Source organism: Paenibacillus alkaliterrae, from assembly GCF_021532375.1.
In the GTDB taxonomy this organism is placed as follows: domain Bacteria; phylum Bacillota; class Bacilli; order Paenibacillales; family Paenibacillaceae; genus Pristimantibacillus; species Pristimantibacillus alkaliterrae.
Genome location: NZ_JAKGAP010000098.1, coordinates 1 through 16,845, shown reverse-complemented (window position 1 = coordinate 16,845; position 16,845 = coordinate 1). Strand labels below are relative to the sequence as shown.

General features: G+C 46.8%; 17 protein-coding genes. All 17 read left to right on the top strand.

The genetic code is table 11. The features are described 5' to 3' along the window. A partial coding sequence (locus tag L1N85_RS25175; RefSeq protein ID WP_235241775.1) for an SDR family oxidoreductase occupies positions 1-331 on the top strand: 331 nt, incomplete at its 5' end. Between the two features lie 283 nt (positions 332-614). Next, entirely contained in the window at positions 615-1,517 is a 903-nt protein-coding gene (locus L1N85_RS25170) for a sugar phosphate isomerase/epimerase family protein (RefSeq protein WP_235241774.1), read from the top strand. 17 nt (positions 1,518-1,534) lie between these two features. After that, positions 1,535-2,695 (top strand): carbohydrate kinase family protein, encoded by a 1,161-nt coding sequence (locus tag L1N85_RS25165; protein WP_235241773.1) that lies wholly within the window; start codon positions 1,535-1,537, stop codon positions 2,693-2,695. A 206-nt stretch (positions 2,696-2,901) separates the two neighbouring features. Further along, a complete protein-coding gene (locus L1N85_RS25160) occupies positions 2,902-3,747 on the top strand; it encodes a sugar phosphate isomerase/epimerase family protein (protein WP_235241772.1) in 846 nt (281 codons plus the stop codon). 84 nt (positions 3,748-3,831) lie between these two features. Continuing rightward, positions 3,832-5,238 (top strand): extracellular solute-binding protein, encoded by a 1,407-nt coding sequence (locus L1N85_RS25155; RefSeq protein WP_235241771.1) that lies wholly within the window; start codon positions 3,832-3,834, stop codon positions 5,236-5,238. Between the two features lie 13 nt (positions 5,239-5,251). Continuing rightward, entirely contained in the window at positions 5,252-6,385 is a 1,134-nt protein-coding gene (locus L1N85_RS25150; RefSeq protein ID WP_235241770.1) for an NAD(P)-dependent alcohol dehydrogenase, read from the top strand. A gap of 12 nt (positions 6,386-6,397) precedes the next feature. Further along, positions 6,398-6,664, top strand: coding sequence for an FGGY family carbohydrate kinase (locus tag L1N85_RS25145; protein WP_235241769.1), 267 nt, complete (start codon positions 6,398-6,400; stop codon positions 6,662-6,664). A gap of 39 nt (positions 6,665-6,703) precedes the next feature. Further along, positions 6,704-7,699 (top strand): zinc-dependent alcohol dehydrogenase family protein, encoded by a 996-nt coding sequence (locus tag L1N85_RS25140; RefSeq protein WP_235241768.1) that lies wholly within the window; start codon positions 6,704-6,706, stop codon positions 7,697-7,699. A gap of 21 nt (positions 7,700-7,720) precedes the next feature. Next, positions 7,721-9,823, top strand: coding sequence for a BglG family transcription antiterminator (locus L1N85_RS25135; protein WP_235241767.1), 2,103 nt, complete (start codon positions 7,721-7,723; stop codon positions 9,821-9,823). A gap of 130 nt (positions 9,824-9,953) precedes the next feature. After that, positions 9,954-10,805 (top strand): class II aldolase, encoded by an 852-nt coding sequence (locus L1N85_RS25130; protein ID WP_235241766.1) that lies wholly within the window; start codon positions 9,954-9,956, stop codon positions 10,803-10,805. A gap of 16 nt (positions 10,806-10,821) precedes the next feature. Then, positions 10,822-11,307, top strand: a complete 486-nt coding sequence (locus tag L1N85_RS25125; RefSeq protein ID WP_235241776.1) for a PTS sugar transporter subunit IIA — start codon at positions 10,822-10,824, stop codon at positions 11,305-11,307. Positions 11,308-11,322: 15 nt separating this feature from the next. Further along, complete coding sequence (locus tag L1N85_RS25120; RefSeq protein ID WP_235241765.1) at positions 11,323-11,607, top strand: PTS sugar transporter subunit IIB; 285 nt, start codon at positions 11,323-11,325, stop codon at positions 11,605-11,607. A 7-nt stretch (positions 11,608-11,614) separates the two neighbouring features. Beyond that, positions 11,615-12,943, top strand: a complete 1,329-nt coding sequence (locus tag L1N85_RS25115; protein ID WP_235241764.1) for a PTS galactitol transporter subunit IIC — start codon at positions 11,615-11,617, stop codon at positions 12,941-12,943. Between the two features lie 3 nt (positions 12,944-12,946). Beyond that, positions 12,947-14,449 carry an FGGY-family carbohydrate kinase gene (locus tag L1N85_RS25110; RefSeq protein WP_235241763.1) on the top strand — a complete coding sequence of 501 codons (1,503 nt, stop codon included), beginning with the start codon at positions 12,947-12,949 and terminating at the stop codon, positions 14,447-14,449. Between the two features lie 24 nt (positions 14,450-14,473). Then, complete coding sequence (locus L1N85_RS25105) at positions 14,474-14,728, top strand: HPr family phosphocarrier protein (protein WP_235241762.1); 255 nt, start codon at positions 14,474-14,476, stop codon at positions 14,726-14,728. Between the two features lie 15 nt (positions 14,729-14,743). Continuing rightward, complete coding sequence (ptsP, locus tag L1N85_RS25100; RefSeq protein WP_235241761.1) at positions 14,744-16,477, top strand: phosphoenolpyruvate--protein phosphotransferase; 1,734 nt, start codon at positions 14,744-14,746, stop codon at positions 16,475-16,477. A 23-nt stretch (positions 16,478-16,500) separates the two neighbouring features. Further along, the coding region (locus L1N85_RS25095) for a carbohydrate ABC transporter permease (RefSeq protein ID WP_407946565.1) at positions 16,501-16,845 on the top strand (345 nt) is incomplete at its 3' end.

Below are 16,845 nucleotides of genomic sequence, written 5' to 3'. Positions count from 1 at the left end.
AGTTTCCGTCATTACCGGTGGGGCGCGTGGTTTAGGCAAAGCCATGGCTTACGCTTTGGCGCAGGTCGGGTCGAATATCGTGATCGCAGACTTGCAGCTGGATCAAGCGCAACAAACAGCTGATGAAATCCAGGAGAATGAAGGCGTAATGACCAAGCCTTATTTTGAAGGAAACGAAGGCATGGTAAAGCAATGGATGGAATTAACGCCGATGAGAAGGCCAGGCAATCCCGAAGAGCTAGGAGGGCTTGCTGTATACTTGGCATCGGACGCTTCTTCTTATGTGACTGGTGGTGTTCACACCATTGATGGAGGTTATACCATCTGGTAATCCGTCTGATGATTGGCTTCAATGCTCAAAAGCACCGCAGAGGAATGGTAGGACATGAGGTGAAAGATGATATTTTTGATATTGATGGCACGCTGCTTCACTATAACAAGCAACTGCTTATCTATATGGATGTCGAGACGATGAAAAGTAACAAAAATATATCATATCCATGAAGAGAACATATCGATCGATGCTTAAGGCGGCAAATTCGATGGTACGATTCGGAATTAGAAACTGACTTTTGATGAAATGAAAAATCGAAGGTTTAGAGGAGGTTTTATCCTTGGCTGCAAACATGAAATTGGGTATCAACTTGGGGTTCGCTACAAACAAATATCCTGAACCACACGTCTGGACACGCATCGTCGGTGAAGAACTGGGATTAAAATACGTACAATTCGTAGCCGATATGCTCCAAGCTTTCCTGCCGGATAATATCATCAAGAAAGAAGTCGAGCGCATTAATGTCAATAAGCAGAAATACGGAATCGAAATTACTAGTACATTCCTAAGCTCACAAACACGCGTCAATCATTTATTTCATCCCGATCACGCACAGCGTCAGGAATGGTTGGAGTGGTTCAAAAGATTCGCCGATTATTCTGCCGATCTGGGTGCTAAATCGACAGGTGGACATCTTGGTATTCTGACGTTCGATGTGTTCGACAATCAGGCTCGCCGGGAACAAGTGGTCTCGGAAGGGATCAAAAATTGGCAGGAACTAAGCTGGTACTGCAAAGAGCGAGGCATGAAGTATATGATATTCGAACCGATGTCGGTTCCCCGTGAATTTGCCTACTCCGTCGCGGCAACGAGAGAAATAATGGACAGATTGAATGAGAATGCGGGCATCCCTTTCAAGTTGTGTCTTGATATCGGTCATGCACCGCACCCAGATGAACGCGATCCTTATGTATGGATTCGGGAATTGGGAGCCATATCACCGATCATTCATATTCAACAAACGGAATTAAATCACAGTAGGCACTGGCCGTTTACCGAAGAGTACAATAAGGCCGGCATCATCAAGGGAGAAGAAATTGTAGCTGCATTCGAAGAGCATGGAATGGATGATATTGAATTCATTTTCGAACTTTATCATCGGGAACATTGGGACACAGATTCGAGAATTATAGAAGATCATAAGAAATCGGTTAATTATTGGCGTCAATTTATTACAAACTAAAATGGAGTGTGAGGGGAATGTCGGAGGAAGTGGTTTTGGCCGGACATATCGCGTTGGACATTTTGCCTGCGATTCAAGAAGGCGTGTCGTTCAAGGACTTCTTTGTACCGGGACGACTACAGCAAGTGGGTCCGGCCCATTTGGCCACAGGAGGATGCGTGCTAAATACGGGGTTGGCTTTACACAAGTTAGGGATGAAGACGAGAATGATGGGGAAGGTCGGAAACGACGAATTTGGTCAAAGTATTTTAAACCTGATCCGGCGCGAGGGACCAAGCTTAACCCAATACATTCGAGTTGATCCAGAATCCCAAAGTTCGTACACGCTAGCTCTGAATATCCCGGGTTATGATCGAGTGCTGCTGAATTTTCCTGGTATAAACGATACATTTCACGCCGAAGATATCGAGCCGGACAGTTTATCGGGAGCGAGATTGTTCCACTTCGGATACCCGCCGCTCATGAAGCGAATGATCGATAATGATGGTGAAGAGCTTGTGACATTGATGAAAACCGCGAAATCAAAGGGCTTGATCACTTCCTTGGACATGTCCATGCCTGGTTCAACGTCGGACGTAACCAAAGTGGATTGGAGAAAGCTGATGACTCGGACGCTTCCCCATGTCGATATATTTCTTCCAAGTATCGAAGAGATTCTCTTCATGTTTGAACCGGAAACTTATCAAAAATTATTAAAAGAATCTGAGAATGAGGAGATCATCGGGTTGATCACGTCCGATATTATTTCACGAGTTGCCGATCAAATCTTGGCGCTCGGTTCTACGGTTGCTGTTATCAAGGTGGGCCATAAGGGGTTATATTTAAAAACCTCTTCGCGAAAACTATTAGGCAACGAATGGATCAAACGAGAGTTATGGGCGCCTTGTTATAAGACGAAAGTGGTCGGAACGACTGGTTCCGGAGACTGCACCATCGCGGGTTTTCTTGCCGGGATACTGAAGCAATTGCCTCCGGATCAAGTGTTAAATAGCGCCGTAGCGGTAGGTGCATGCAGCGTAGAGTCTAATGATGCGACCGGTGCAATTGTTCCATGGGAACAAGTCCAGCAGCGCATACGATCTGGTTGGGAGAGGCTGAATCTGCAAGACCGACCTGGGGGATTCATATGGAGCGATAATTTGCAACTGTGGGCGGGATCAAATGAACAAGAACGATAAAAATCGATCAAAAGTAAAAACAGTTAATTAACTTTGTCATGAAGCTAAACATACCAAAGTTGTTGATATAATGATAGGAATGCCAGAAACGTCCCTTTATAATGAAAAGTAGGAAAAGGAAGATATTGAATTCGGTTTTAAAGTATTTTCAATAATGAAAATACTTAAAAAATATAAAATATTGTATGGAAAATGGAGGGATTTACATGAAACTAGGTATACATGCTTTCGCCTGGTGCTCGAAGTGGACGAACGAAACGCTGCATCTTATTGACCGGGCGAAAAAGCTGGAAATGGATTTTATCGAAATTCCGCTGTTAGATCTAGATACGTTCGACTCTAGCGCTATCAAAAACAGATTGATGCAAGTCGGATTGGAAGCCTGCACATCTACTGTCCTTTCCGCTGATACGGATTTCACCAGCGATGACCCGGCAATCCGTCAGAACGGCATTGAATATTTGAAAGCTTGCATTCGTGCAACCAGCGAAATTGGAGCCACCAATTTCACTGGCGTCATCTACTCCCAGCACGTCAAGAACGCAACGGCTCGACCGACGGAGAAGGAATGGAAGCAAGCAGCCGATTGTCTTCGCGAAGTAGCAAAATACGCTCAGGAGTATGGTATCCTGGTAGGTATTGAACCTGTTAACCGCTATGAAACCTATCTGGTCAACACAGCCGAACAAGCAATGAAGCTGAAAGAGATGGTCGGAGAACCGAATATCAAGATTCATTTGGACACTTATCATATGAACATCGAAGAAAAGAGCTTCTACGAAGCTACTAAGCTGGTGGGGGACGACTTGATCCATTATCACTTATGTGAGAACGATAGAGGCATCCCAGGAACCGGTGTCGTCAATTGGGATGATATCTTCCGGGCTCTCGGTGAGATGAATTATCAAGGTTACGCCGCCCTGGAGTCTTTCGTCGACATCTCTGACAGCATGAACACCTGGGTATGGAGAAAATTGGCACCGGATGGAGATACGCTTGTTCGTGAAGCTATAACGTTTATCCGCGGCATGCAGACAAAGTATGGTTTATAATGTTTACGCTTTCAATAATCTGATTTCTCCCGTCGTGTCCTACACTAACGGTCGAAATAAAAAAAATATTGAGGGGTGCAGAAAATGAATAGAAGCTTAAAATGCACAATGCTTAACGTTCTAGCTCTTATCATCGTTTTTACGATTACCGCATGCAGCGGCGGTAATAACGAAAGCGCAGGAAGTGCAAGTTCAAACGCAAATACTGGTCAAAGTGCAAGTGAAAGCACAGACGAGGGCAATAGCCCTAGCGTAGGCAAAGTAGATTCTCTGCGTATGATCATGATTAATGATCCATGGGTAGAAACGGCTAAGGATTTTGCTAGCCTTTATGAAGAAGAGACAGGGATCAAAGTCGAAGTCGAAAGTTATGGCTATGACCAAACTCACCAAAAAGAAGTACTCCTAGGTACACAGAAATCCGATGCAACCGATATCATCGTATTGGATTCCCCATGGGTCGGTGAATTTGCGGAAGGTGGCATCACGGCTGATATTACGGATCGCGTGGCCAACTCACCGGAACTCGACTGGGCAGACTACATTCCTTCTTTCGCTAAAGTAGTTGAATGGAAAGGTAAGAAAATAGGGGTACCTTTCGCTCCTTACTACACATTGCTCCACTATCGTAAAGACTTGTTTGAGGCAGAAGGAATTGCCCCGCCGAAAACAATCGATGAATTGAAGGCAGCTGCGAAGCACTTCACCAACAATCCGAAATATCCAGACTTCTACGGAATATCACTGAACAACGCGAAAGGCGCGGCTGCCGGACAATCTTGGTTCGAATGGTCCGCTAACTTCGGCGGTAAATACTTCGAGAGCGCCTACCCAGGTACCACGGATGCATACGCTGACGTAACGCCGCTGATCAACTCTCCAGCAGGAATCGAAACTGCTAACTTCTTTAAGGATATGCTGCAATACCAGCCACCGGGTGCATTGAACGTGGCGTGGGACGAGCGTCTCCAAAACTTCGCGCAAGGAAAAGTCGCCATGATCGTCGAGTGGAACGTTCGTACGATGGCAATGGCTGACAAAGATAAATCTAAAATCGCAGACCAATTTGCTACTGTTCTTATGCCTTCCAAAGAAGGCGTAACATCGGTTCCTCCGCTCGGTGGATGGCTTATGTCGATCAACCAATACAGTAAGAAGCAAGACGCAGCATGGGATTTCATCAAATGGATCAACAAAAAAGACATTCATAAAGAATTCGTCAAAGCCAGCGCAACGCCGGCTCGCTTATCCCAGTTGGATGACGCGGAATTGATTGCGATGTTCCCATGGTTCGACACGGTAAAAGCTTCTGCTCTGCAAGCATTTGAAGACAACCGTCCGCGGATTCCTGAAAGCTTCCAAATCATCGACATCGTGGGTAACTACAGCTCGCAAGGACTTAGTGGACAAATGACGATGGAAGAAGCTATGAACAAGGCTAATGAAGAAGTGGAAATGCTGTTGAAACAAGGCGGCTACACTATGAAGTAAGAGAAAATTATACATGATAAAAGAGTGGGGTCCTTTGAGATTTCTGCTCTTTTATCGAATAGAAAAGGATGATGAAGAGTTGATCAATAACATTATGAATGCAGCAGTCATGAATAAACCGCTTTCCATTGAGCTGAAGAAAGTGAAACGGCCTTCTCCGGGTCCGAATGAGGCTTTGATTAAAGTGAAATGCATCGGCATATGCGGTTCCGACATTCACTATTTCGAACATGGAAAAATTGGGCGTTATATCGTCGATAAACCGATTATATTAGGGCATGAAGTGGCTGGCGAGATAGTGGAGATAGGAGAAAATGTGAAGAATGTCTTCGTTGGAGACCGTGTCGCGATTGAGCCAGGCGTGACTTGCGGGCGATGTGAATATTGCAAAACTGGCAGATATAACTTGTGCCCGGACGTCTTCTTCCTGGCAACGCCGCCTGACGACGGCGCATGGGCCGATTATTTGGTGATGAGAAGCGATGTTCTGTTTAAGCTTCCGGACAACATGAGTTATGAAGAAGGGGCCATGCTGGAGCCATTATCGGTAGGTTATCACGCCATGAATCGCGCTCAGGTGAAACCGAGCGATAGAGTTTTAATTCTTGGGATGGGTCCAATCGGACTTCTGGCGATTCAAGCAGCCAAGCTGTTCGGCGTTAAGGAAATTTACGCATGTGACGTTGTGCCCTTTCGCCTGGAATCCGCTTTAAAGATGGGGGCTACAGCTGTCTTCAACCCAATGGAAGTTAACGTTGATGAACAATTAAAAATATGGACAAAGGGAGAAGGAATCAATGTCGTTATCGAATCCTCGGGCAACCGAAATTCGATCTCTAACGCAGTTCTATACGCAAGACAAGGTGGCCGTGTCGTATTCATCGGACTACCACCGGAAAATCAAGTAACTCTCGACATCAACCGGATCATCGATTCTGAGCTCAATATTTATGGAGTCATGCGCTACGCCAATACTTACTCTGACTCGATTAAGTCATATGCGGGCAGCGGACTGGACACGCGTGACATCATAACCCACAACTTCGCGTTGAATCAAATCAATGAAGCTTTAGAAGTGGTGAGAAGACAAAAAGACATCGCCATTAAGGTTATGATTTATCCCGATCCGGCGGATGTTCCTAGTTAGGTGGCGGAGAGAATGTCTTATTTGATGGGAATAGATTTGGGTACTTCCAGTGTGAAGACAATGATCATGGATGAGAACGGAACAGTTAAATCTCTCTCGAGCGAGCCATATCCGATCGAAATTCCACTGGAGGGCCATGCCGAACAGAATCCGCATACCTGGTGGAAGGCTACCGTCATAACCATCCGTGACTCGATCCGCCGATCAGGTGTTTTGCCGAGTGAAATCAAAGGCATCGGCTTATCCGGTCAAATGCACGGATTGGTCATGCTGGACTAATCGATGTTTCGAAAATAACCCTGAGTGGAGAGTGTGATCATGAGAGCATTAGTCGTTGAATCGCCGCATCATGCGGCCGTAAAAGAGGTTCCTTATCCGAAACCCGGTCCGAAGGAAGTAACGATCAAAGTCGTAAACGTAGGCATTTGTGGAACGGATTTTCATATTTTCGAAGGGGTATTCATTGCTCCGTACCCCATCATACTGGGACATGAGTTTTCCGGTGTGATTCATGAGATCGGGGAAGGCGTGACGGGATTCCAAGTGGGAGACCGGGTCAGTGCAGATCCTTCGATCTTCTGCGGGGAATGCGAAAATTGCCTGAACTTAAAAGGAAACCATTGCGAGAAGTGGAATGCGCTCGGTAATACCGTTCCGGGATCGATGGCGGAGTACGTAGCCGTTCCGGCCAAAAATGCCGTGAAGCTGCCCGATTCGATGTCTTATGAAGAGGCTGCTTTCATTGAACCGATGGCTTGCGTGGCTTATGGCATGAACCGATTGGAAGCGCGGGCAGGTGACCGGATTCTGGTTTTCGGTGCAGGTGCGATCGGATTGCAGTTGGTTCAATCCTTGGCGCATGTAGGAGCATCGGAATTGGTCGTTGTGGATGTGAACCAGCAAAAACTGGATCTGGCTGAGAAATATGGAGCAACCAAAGGCATCTTAAGCCAAGATTTGAGCCTTGAACAATACCCCCGAGGGTTTGATATCGTGGTGGATGCCACGGGCATTCCTTCCGTCATTCAAAATGCATTTAACTACATGGGTAAAAAAGCGAAGTTTCTCATGTTCGGCGTGACTCCCAAAGATTCGGTTTTGCAGTTGGATCCCTTTAAAATCTATAACAACGATTGGACGATTATCGGCTCCATGGCGATCAATCACACGTTCTTGCAAGCTTTTCAATGGATCAAGGCGGGAAGGCTCGATTTGAAGCCGCTCGTTTCCAAGACGATTTCTCTAGAAGAGACTGTGGCATTCTTGGCGGCACCTAAGGATCCAGAACTGTTAAAAGTGCAAATTAAACTGTAAGTGGTGAGGGGGACATTGGTTATGTATCAGAAGGGGAAGGTTAAAATAAATTCAAGGCAGCAGGATATTTTATCCCTTCTCCTTCAAACGTCTTCTTATATCACGTTAAAAGAAATTTCTGATCATTTACGGACCAGCATTCGTACGATCCAACGAGAATTGCCCGGACTGGATAAAACGCTGGAAGCTTACGACCTGTCGCTTCATAAAAAAAGCGGCGTGGGGATCGCCATTGTCGGTGATCACACCGGGAAACAACATCTGTTACAACAGATACCCTCTAACAAATCCATCAAAATCTATTTACCAGAAGAACGGCAATATCGCATGAAGCATCTCTTTCTTACGCTTAAGGAACCGACTAAACTTTATTATTTCAGCCATAAGTTTAACGTGGCAGAGGCAACGATCAGCAATGACTTACTGAAGATTGAATCCTGGTTTGAACAACATCGGCTGCGATTGGTGCGCAGGCCGGGTTTTGGCGTGAGTCTGGAAGGCGATGAAAAACATATTCGCCAAGCCATGATCGAATTGTTGTATCAGGACTTTTCCCAAGAGCAATTAATGAACAGTTTATCCTCCTATACCCATTCTTCTGCCGCAGTGACGGCCATACATGACCATCTTGCCAGGTTTATCGAGCCACAGGCCATCTTCAAAATCGAACAAAGCTTGCAGCGCATGATCAGTGAAGATAACTTCGAACTGTCCGACAGCGCTTATATCGAACTTGTAATCCATATTGCCTTGGCGCTACATCGTCTGAAGCAAGGGGAACATGTCAAGTTCGATCACTCGCTGCTCGAAAGTTTAAAAGAAACGGAAGAGTACAACTGGGCGAATCAAACGCTGATGGAACTTGGCTTATTCCTACATATGAAGATACCGGAAAGTGAAGTTTGTTATATTACGATGCATTTACTCGGCTCGGAAGCCAGAAAAGCGCATTTGAACCCTTCAGCGTTTCCGGTCGAAGAATATGCGTATCAAATGATTCGAATCGTGGAGAAAGAACTGAAAGTAAGTCTGGAAAGCGAATCGTCTCTTCATGGCAATTTATGTTTGCATCTTAAAGCAGCCATTCATCGGATTAGGCACCAGTTACAGATCCGAAATCCCTCGTTAAGCCAGATTAAAGAAACATTTGCTACCGTATTTGAAGCCACACGCGAGGCCGTTTCCTTCTTGGAAAAAACCTTGCGATGCACCATTCCGGAAGAGGAAATCGGCTACCTGGCGATGCACTTTGGGGCATCCGTTGAAACGACTATTGAATTGAGACACAAGAGATGTCGTGCTTTGATCGTATGCACAGGCGGATTGGGGACCTCCCGATTGTTAGCGGCTCAGATCGAGAAGAAGCTTCCGCATATTCAAGTCATCGATACGGTATCTTTATTATCTTTGGAAGCATGGATGAAGGGTGGTAAGCCTTTTGATTTGATCATATCGACCGTGCCTTTTATATACAAAGAGCTGCCGATCATCGTGGTGGATTTCTTCCTGTCGCCCAATGACATGAAACTGATCGAGAATCACATCAATAGTTTGGAAACGCATCATCCAGAGGAAATCGAGTCCAACGCCTTGATCGAGAACAAGGTGAACAAAATCAACAATTATCGGGATGCGATGATGCATCTGATTGACAACACCTATTACTCTGAGCCTGCACATATCCGTTCGAAAGAAACGGTTTTTGAATATGTCGGACAATATTTACACCAGCAATTCGGGATAGAGAAATACGGCAAAGTGTCGGAAGCACTGGAGCATCGAGAGCAGCAAGGTGGATGGGTGTTGAGTGACGATCATCTGGCCATCCTTCATTGCCGCAGCGATGCTATCGATCAAATGTACGTGATTCTTGTGCGTTTGGGTGCTGGCGTCAATTGGGGGACTTCCAACCATCCGGTTGACGTGCGTACCGTCCTTGTTCTGTTGATTCCGGCCGTTACCCCCCAAGAATCCATTGAAATCATGAGCGAAATCAGTGCCGCCATTGTGGAAGAACCTTTCGTGACGGCCTTATCCACTTACGAGGAAGACAAGGTCAAAGCGCAGATCAAATTCATTTTGGAGAGAGGTTTCCTAAAGAAAACAACTCATCTGTTACGATAAGTTCATGCCATTATTCAATTATGTCGCCAAATGGAATAAGCCAAACCTAGGTATGTTGATGAACAATTCGTGTCTCCCCCGAGATATAATGTAATCAGGCAAAAGTTACTAGTTGGAGGGGAACATAATTATGTCTTTGGTATCGATGAAAGAATTGCTGGTTGAAGTAGAAAAGCGGAATTTGGTAGCTCCGGCGTTTAACACGACAAATTTGGAATTGACGCTAGGCATTATGGAAGGGGTTAAGCAAACCGGATATCCAGTCATCGTCCAGGTGGCCCCGACCAATCTGAAGCTTTCAGGATTTGCTTATATCAGTGAGATTGTGAAGTTGGCTGCTGCTTCAGTGGACGTACCGGTTACCTTGCATTTGGACCACGGAATGTCGATGGACGACATCAAAGAGGCTGTGCGATTCGGATTTCCATCCGTTATGGTTGATGGCTCTCAGTTGTCTTTTGAGGAAAATATTTCACTTACCAAGGAAGCCGTCGATTATTGCCACGATTACGGAGTGTCCGTGGAAGCAGAGCTCGGCGCCATCGGCGGCAAAGAAGATGACGTTTCTCACGACGATGATGTACGGACCAATCCGAAGCTCGTGAAAGAGTTTGTGCAAAGAACAGGCTGCCATTTACTCGCGGTATCCGTCGGCAACGTGCATGGATTGGATCAAAAACCCCAGATCGACTTCAATCTTCTGAGAGAGATCCACGCGGAAATCGATATTCCTCTGGTCATACACGGAGGCTCCGGCATTCCGGATGATGTACTGGGCAAGTTAAAAGATTACGGGGTCAGAAAGGTTAATCTGGCCAGCGATTTAAGAAGAAAATATATCGAAACGATCGGCAAACGCTATGTGAAAAATAATGACGAATACAACCTGGTCAGTGTATTAAAGGAAGCGAAAGGACAGGTGACGGAAGTCGTCATACAAAAACTGTACGCTTTGAACGGATCAGAGATTAATATTAGATAGAGGTGGTACTAAGGTGATGGAAGTGCAAGGAGAGGTATATCTTTCAGAAGATTTGTTTGTGGTGGGACTCAATTGCACAAGCAAGGAAGAAGTCATCGAAACCTTATCCAATTTACTAGTTTCCAAGGGCCTCGTGAAGGATACTTACCTTAGCGGTATACTGGAACGGGAACAGCAATCCCCGACGGGTTTGCGAACGAAATCAGTAGGGGTAGCAATTCCTCACACACAGCCTGAGCATGTGAATAGCAACAGCTTCGCAGTGGGCGTACTGGAGAAACCCGTTATTTTTGCAGATATGCTCGATCCAAGCGTTACCGTCGAGGTCAGAATCGTATTTTTGCTGGCGCTTACGGAGTCTTCCAAACATATCGATATCATGAAAAAAGTTATGGGGTTGTTCAAGGTCGAGAGCACACTGCACAACCTGCTGACTTTGTCGCAGGAGCAATTGTTTTCATTCTTTGACCAATTGATCAAAGGGAAACAAACTAAACTATAGGATCAGGTGATAGCAATGCGTAAAAAAGTGATCTTTGCCTGCGCCACGGGCGTAGCGACTTCTACATTCGTTTCCCAAAGGGTGATGCAGTATTGCGAAGAGAATGGCGTGCCGATCGATTATGAACAGTCTAATGTAGCGTCCCTACCCTCGCTCGATAATACGGCTGACTTGATCGTCGCTACAACAACGGTGCCTTATGATTTGAAGACTCCTGTGATTTACGGGATGGGGATCATCACCGGCATCGATGAAGATGAAGTGTTCCACGAAATTATGAAAGTAATCAAAGAGGAGTGACTCCAAATTGCAAGGGTGGTCGCTTAACGTAACTAGTTTTTATAACGGATTAGGGCCAATCATTGTGATGCCCATCTTGGTATTTATCCTTGCACTGCTGTTTTCCGTAAAACCGGGTAAAGCCTTTCGTTCCTCCTTGACGGTCGGCGTGTCCCTTATCGGAATATTTGCCATCATCGGCCTCTTGATTTCCATGTTAGACCCGTTCGTTGGAAGTGGGACCGGCCGGCATGACGTGATTGATTTGGGCTGGTCTCCTCTAACCTTCGTCACATGGGCATCACCGTTCGCGCCGATAGTCATCGGTATGACCGTACTGATCAATTTGGTGATGATCAAGTTCAATCTGACCAAAACGTTTAATGTGGATGTATGGAATTACTGGCATTTTGCCTTCGCCGGCATTCTGGTCTATCACGGCACAAATAGTGTTGTGCTTGGGTTGCTTGCAGCGTCTTTTGCTTCGATCGTTCTCCTGAAACTGGCGGATTGGACCGCTCCAATGGTCCACAAACACTTTAACGTTCCCGGCGTTTCTATCACCACGCTTTCATCCGTCATTTTCTTCCCGGTCGGATGGCTAGGAAACAAAATTATTGATTGGATTCCGGGGCTTCGCAACTGGGATCTGACGCCGCAATCGATTCAGAAGCGGCTTGGTTTTTTTGGAGAGCCTTACATCGTGGGGTTATTGATGGGGTTGCTGCTCGGAATAGTTACCGGTAGCGACGTTAAGGGCATCTTGACGGTAGGATTGACTTGCAGTGCCTTGATGTTCTTGATGCCCAGGGTAGTAAAGTTTCTCATGGAAGGGTTAACGCCGATTACTGAAGCGGTCCGTGAAAAGTACAAAAAACGGTATCCGGATCGAAAGGATATCTATATTGGTTTGGATGTGTCCGTGGCTGCAGGTAACCCAACGGTTATCACCACCGCTCTGATCTTGTTGCCGCTCTTCATCATTGTGGCTTTCATTATGCCGGGCAATCGAGTATTCCCGCTTGGTGACTTGGCCAATCTGACCACGCTGATTGCGATGGTCGTGCTCGCTTCCAAAGGCAACATGTTCCGGTCACTGCTCATCGGAATCCCGATTCTGATTGCGGATTTGTATATTGCCGCCCAAATGGCGCCCGTCCTGACAAACATGCTGAGGAATACGCAGGTAGATGTTCATGTGCCATCAGACGATCTCTTGTTAACAAGCGCTTTGGACGGAGGCAATCCGTTCCGGTATTGGATTTATTACTTGTTCCAAGGCGATCTGATCGCATTATCCTTAATACCCGTCATTGGACTGCTCTTGTTCTGGCTGGTAAAAGATTTGCGGAGGTAGACCATGTTGATGATCGGGATTGATATCGGTACCACGAATTGCAAGGTGTGTTTATTCGAATTGCCGACATTTCGTCTAGCTAATCACTACCGTTTCGCAACACCTGTTGTTTTGGACGCTGGCTTTACCCGATTTGATGTCGAACAAATATGGAGCGGCATTCAATTCGGCATTCGGGAAGTCACCCGATCGGTTCATCCCGATTCCGGCGGCGTTCACAGCATCTCAGTTGCCAGCGTAGGCCAATCGATCGTCCTGATCGACAGCCAAGGCCAAGCAATCGGTCCAGCTATCACTTGGTACGACAAGATAACGGAGCAGCAAGCCGAAATCGTTCGTGAGGCGGTAGGCACCGAGAAGCTTTACGGCATCACGGGCATTCCTTCCCACAGTAACCACAGTCTGACCAAATTGTTATGGATCTCGGAGCATTATCCGGAAGAAACGAAAGCGGCACATCGCTGGCTTTGCCTGTCTGGTTACATCGTTTATCGCTTGACGGGTGAGATGAGAACGGAGTTTTCGTTGGCGTCCCGTACGCTGGCTTACGACATTGTAAATAAACGCTGGTCGGAAGACATTCTACGAATCTTGAATTTTGATGCTGCCATTTTCCCAGAGGTTGTGGAGTCGGGGGTTGCGGTGGGCTTCCTCCTTCCGGGGTTGGCAAATGAACTAGGTTTAGGAACGAATACACTTGTGGCAATTGCCGGACATGATCATATCGTCGGTTCCTACTGCACCGATTTACAGCAGCAGAACGAAATCTTGAACTCCACCGGCACAACGGAGGGACTCTTGATTACGATGAAGGAGCCCAGGATGGACAGCCGGTTCCTGGAACAATACTTGTCCAACGGTATTTTTGTGAATCCGAGATTGTACACTTTATACGGCTCCATGCCTACCGCCGGCTATGCCGTGGAATGGTTTCGCCGGTTGTTTACGAAGGACGAGGACGAATGGACCGGGCTGATGGCCGGGTTGGAAGGCGAATACAAAGAATGTCCGCAAGCGTTGTTCAACCGTCTATCTGCTTTTGTCCCTCATTTACGCGGAAGCGGACCGCCGAACCGGCGTCTTCATGCCAAAGCTATGTTTTACGGCTTGACGGAAGAGACGACGAAATCGGATATTCTCTACGCCATTTTGTCGGGCTTATGCTTCGAATTGAAAGACCTGTTCCAGACCTTCGAAGACCGTATCGGACAGCCATATACTGTGATGAAAGTCATCGGTCCTGCAACTCGAAACCCGCTGTGGCTGCAGTTGAAGGCGGATATTCTAAATTGCGAGGTTCATGCTTTTCAGATCGAAGAATCCGTCGCCAAGGGCGCAGCCGTCCTGGCGGCCGTGAAGCAAAAGTTATTTGACGGCATCGCTTCGATTCCTTTGTATCATCAGGACGAGGTATATACGCCGAATGCCGAAATGACCGAACACTACAAGGATTATTATTTGAAAAATTATTTTCCGATGAAGCAGTTCAAACGACAACTGGAGTAAAACGAGAGGAAGGAGAATGATTCGATGGAACAAACATTTACAATCCAAAATCCTTCCGGCATGCATGCCCGTCCCGCAACGAATTTGGTGAAGAAAGCGAACACCTATCCTTGTGAGATTAAGATCATCAAGGGAGAAGAAGAGATCGATGCCAAAAATCTCATTTCCATCCTAGGACTTGGCCTGAAACAAGGTGAAACCATCACCGTCATCACCAAGGGAGAGCAGGAAACAGAAGCATTAGCAGCGATTTCGGAGATTATCAAAACCGTAGAATAAGGGAGGTAAAACGGTATGACGGAATGGAAGGGAATTGCCGCTTCTTCCGGTTATGCCATGGGCCGGGCATTCCTGTTACAGGACGATAAAGTGGGGATTCCCGAACGGATTCTTGCGGAGGAAGAAATTGAACCGGAGTTGCAGCGACTGGAAGAGACCGTTGACTCGGCGGTTGAACAATTAGAAGCGATTCAAGAATCAAGCCGCGATAAACTTGGGGAAGAACAACTCGAAATTTTCTCATTTCATATTGCCCTTCTCCAGGGGTCGGATTACGTCAAGTCGATGGCCGCCAACATAAAGGCGGAGGCCTTGAATGCCGAAGCGGCCGTGCGGCAGGCAACGGGAAAATTCGTCGAGATGTTTGAAAATATTGACAACGAGTATATGCGCGAACGAGCCGCTGATTTCCGTGATGTGGGCAGCCGCCTCCTGAAGATTTTGTCCGGCATTCCCGATGTAGCGTGGGACGAATCGGGAGAGAAACTCATCCTCGTGGCGCATGAGTTAACGCCTTCCGATACGGCGCAGCTCAGCCGTGACAAGGTTTCCGGTTTCGTGACGAATGTGGGAGGCAAAACCTCGCATACCGCTATCATGGCGAGATCGATGGAAATCCCGGCGGTTGTCGGATTAAACGGGATATTGGAATCCGTTCGGCCAGGTGACTTCGTAATTATAGACGGCAACGAAGGAACGGTATGGATCAATCCGTCAGCCGAGTCGATCTCTCATTACCAGGACAAACAGAAACAATTCAATGTCCAGCAGCTGGAACTGCGGACCTTAATAGACGCACCTTCAGTTACGGCGGACGGCCGCCGAATCGAACTGGCAGCGAACATCGGCAATCCCCATGACGCTCATCATGCCCGCCAGATCGGAGCGGAGGGAATCGGGTTGTACCGGACCGAATTCTTATATATGGATAGAGAGGATCTTCCTTCGGAAGAGGAACAATTCCGGGCTTATCGGGAAGTTGCCGAAGCATTCGGCATGGAAAGTCCGATTGTCATCCGGACTTTGGACATCGGCGGTGACAAAGAACTGCCGTATCTCGGACTTCCCAAAGAAATGAATCCGTTTCTCGGTTACCGCGCGATTCGCATCTGTCTGGATCGCACCGACATCTTCAAGGTTCAATTACGGGCGATTTTGCGTGCAAGCGTTCACGGTAATATCAAATTGATGTTTCCGATGATATCCACCCTGCATGAGCTGCGCACGGCCAAACAGGTGTTGGAAGAGGCTAAACAGGAACTCGATGAAGCTAACATTCCATTCAATCGCGAGCTGGAAGTCGGCATGATGATTGAAATTCCATCGTCAGCCATTATCGCGGATCAGCTGGCCAAAGAAGTGAATTTCTTCAGTATAGGCACCAATGACTTGATCCAATATACCTTGGCTGTCGACCGCATGAACGAAAGTGTTTCCTATTTGTACGAACCATTTGAACCAGCTGTCCTTCGATTGATTCACATGGTGGTTCAAGCTGCCCACAAGGAAGGCAAATGGGTCGGTATGTGCGGTGAAATGGCTGGTGATTTGACGGCGATTCCGATTCTGGTCGGTATGGGATTGGATGAGTTAAGCATGAGCGCTTCGTCCATTTTACCAGCACGTTCTCTGATTCGCCGATCAAACGTTCAGGAATGGCAGAGAATGACGGAAAAAGTGCTACAAATGGATACGGCCCAAGAGATTAAAGCCTATATGGGACTAGCTTTTCCTGAAATCCATAACTAGAATATGTAGACAGAGGTGAGGAAATGAGTACAAAGCCTTTGCAAACCACTCCTGCGCAGCTGATATCCGAGAAGCAAAAGATTAAAAAGAAATCGATTGTCGGATGGCTGTTGGTTTTACCCACGATCTTGTTTCTGTTGTTCTGGACGGTATATCCGCTAATCTATGCCGCCTATGTAAGCTTAACGAATTTGAATTTATCGCGGCCTGCGATGCAGAAATTCGTCGGACTGCTCAACTATAAATTGTTGCTGCAGGATGCGACGTTTCTAACTTCGATCAGCCAGACGATGCGGCTGACTTTCGTATCCATCGTGCTGGAACTGATTCTGGGCTACATGCTGGCGAAGTTCTTCATCAATGCCAAA

Bases quoted from the DNA above. Each gene is read 5' to 3' on its own strand.
- L1N85_RS25165 (WP_235241773.1), top strand. From the start codon at position 1,535: ATGTCGGAGGAAGTGGTTTTGGCCGGACATATCGCGTTGGACATTTTG.
- L1N85_RS25160 (WP_235241772.1), top strand. From the start codon at position 2,902: ATGAAACTAGGTATACATGCTTTCGCCTGGTGCTCGAAGTGGACGAAC.
- L1N85_RS25155 (WP_235241771.1), top strand. From the start codon at position 3,832: ATGAATAGAAGCTTAAAATGCACAATGCTTAACGTTCTAGCTCTTATC.
- L1N85_RS25150 (WP_235241770.1), top strand. From the start codon at position 5,252: ATGATAAAAGAGTGGGGTCCTTTGAGATTTCTGCTCTTTTATCGAATA.
- L1N85_RS25145 (WP_235241769.1), top strand. From the start codon at position 6,398: ATGTCTTATTTGATGGGAATAGATTTGGGTACTTCCAGTGTGAAGACA.
- L1N85_RS25140 (WP_235241768.1), top strand. From the start codon at position 6,704: ATGAGAGCATTAGTCGTTGAATCGCCGCATCATGCGGCCGTAAAAGAG.
- L1N85_RS25135 (WP_235241767.1), top strand. From the start codon at position 7,721: ATGTATCAGAAGGGGAAGGTTAAAATAAATTCAAGGCAGCAGGATATT.
- L1N85_RS25130 (WP_235241766.1), top strand. From the start codon at position 9,954: ATGTCTTTGGTATCGATGAAAGAATTGCTGGTTGAAGTAGAAAAGCGG.
- L1N85_RS25125 (WP_235241776.1), top strand. From the start codon at position 10,822: ATGGAAGTGCAAGGAGAGGTATATCTTTCAGAAGATTTGTTTGTGGTG.
- L1N85_RS25120 (WP_235241765.1), top strand. From the start codon at position 11,323: ATGCGTAAAAAAGTGATCTTTGCCTGCGCCACGGGCGTAGCGACTTCT.
- L1N85_RS25110 (WP_235241763.1), top strand. From the start codon at position 12,947: ATGTTGATGATCGGGATTGATATCGGTACCACGAATTGCAAGGTGTGT.
- L1N85_RS25105 (WP_235241762.1), top strand. From the start codon at position 14,474: ATGGAACAAACATTTACAATCCAAAATCCTTCCGGCATGCATGCCCGT.
- ptsP (WP_235241761.1), top strand. From the start codon at position 14,744: ATGACGGAATGGAAGGGAATTGCCGCTTCTTCCGGTTATGCCATGGGC.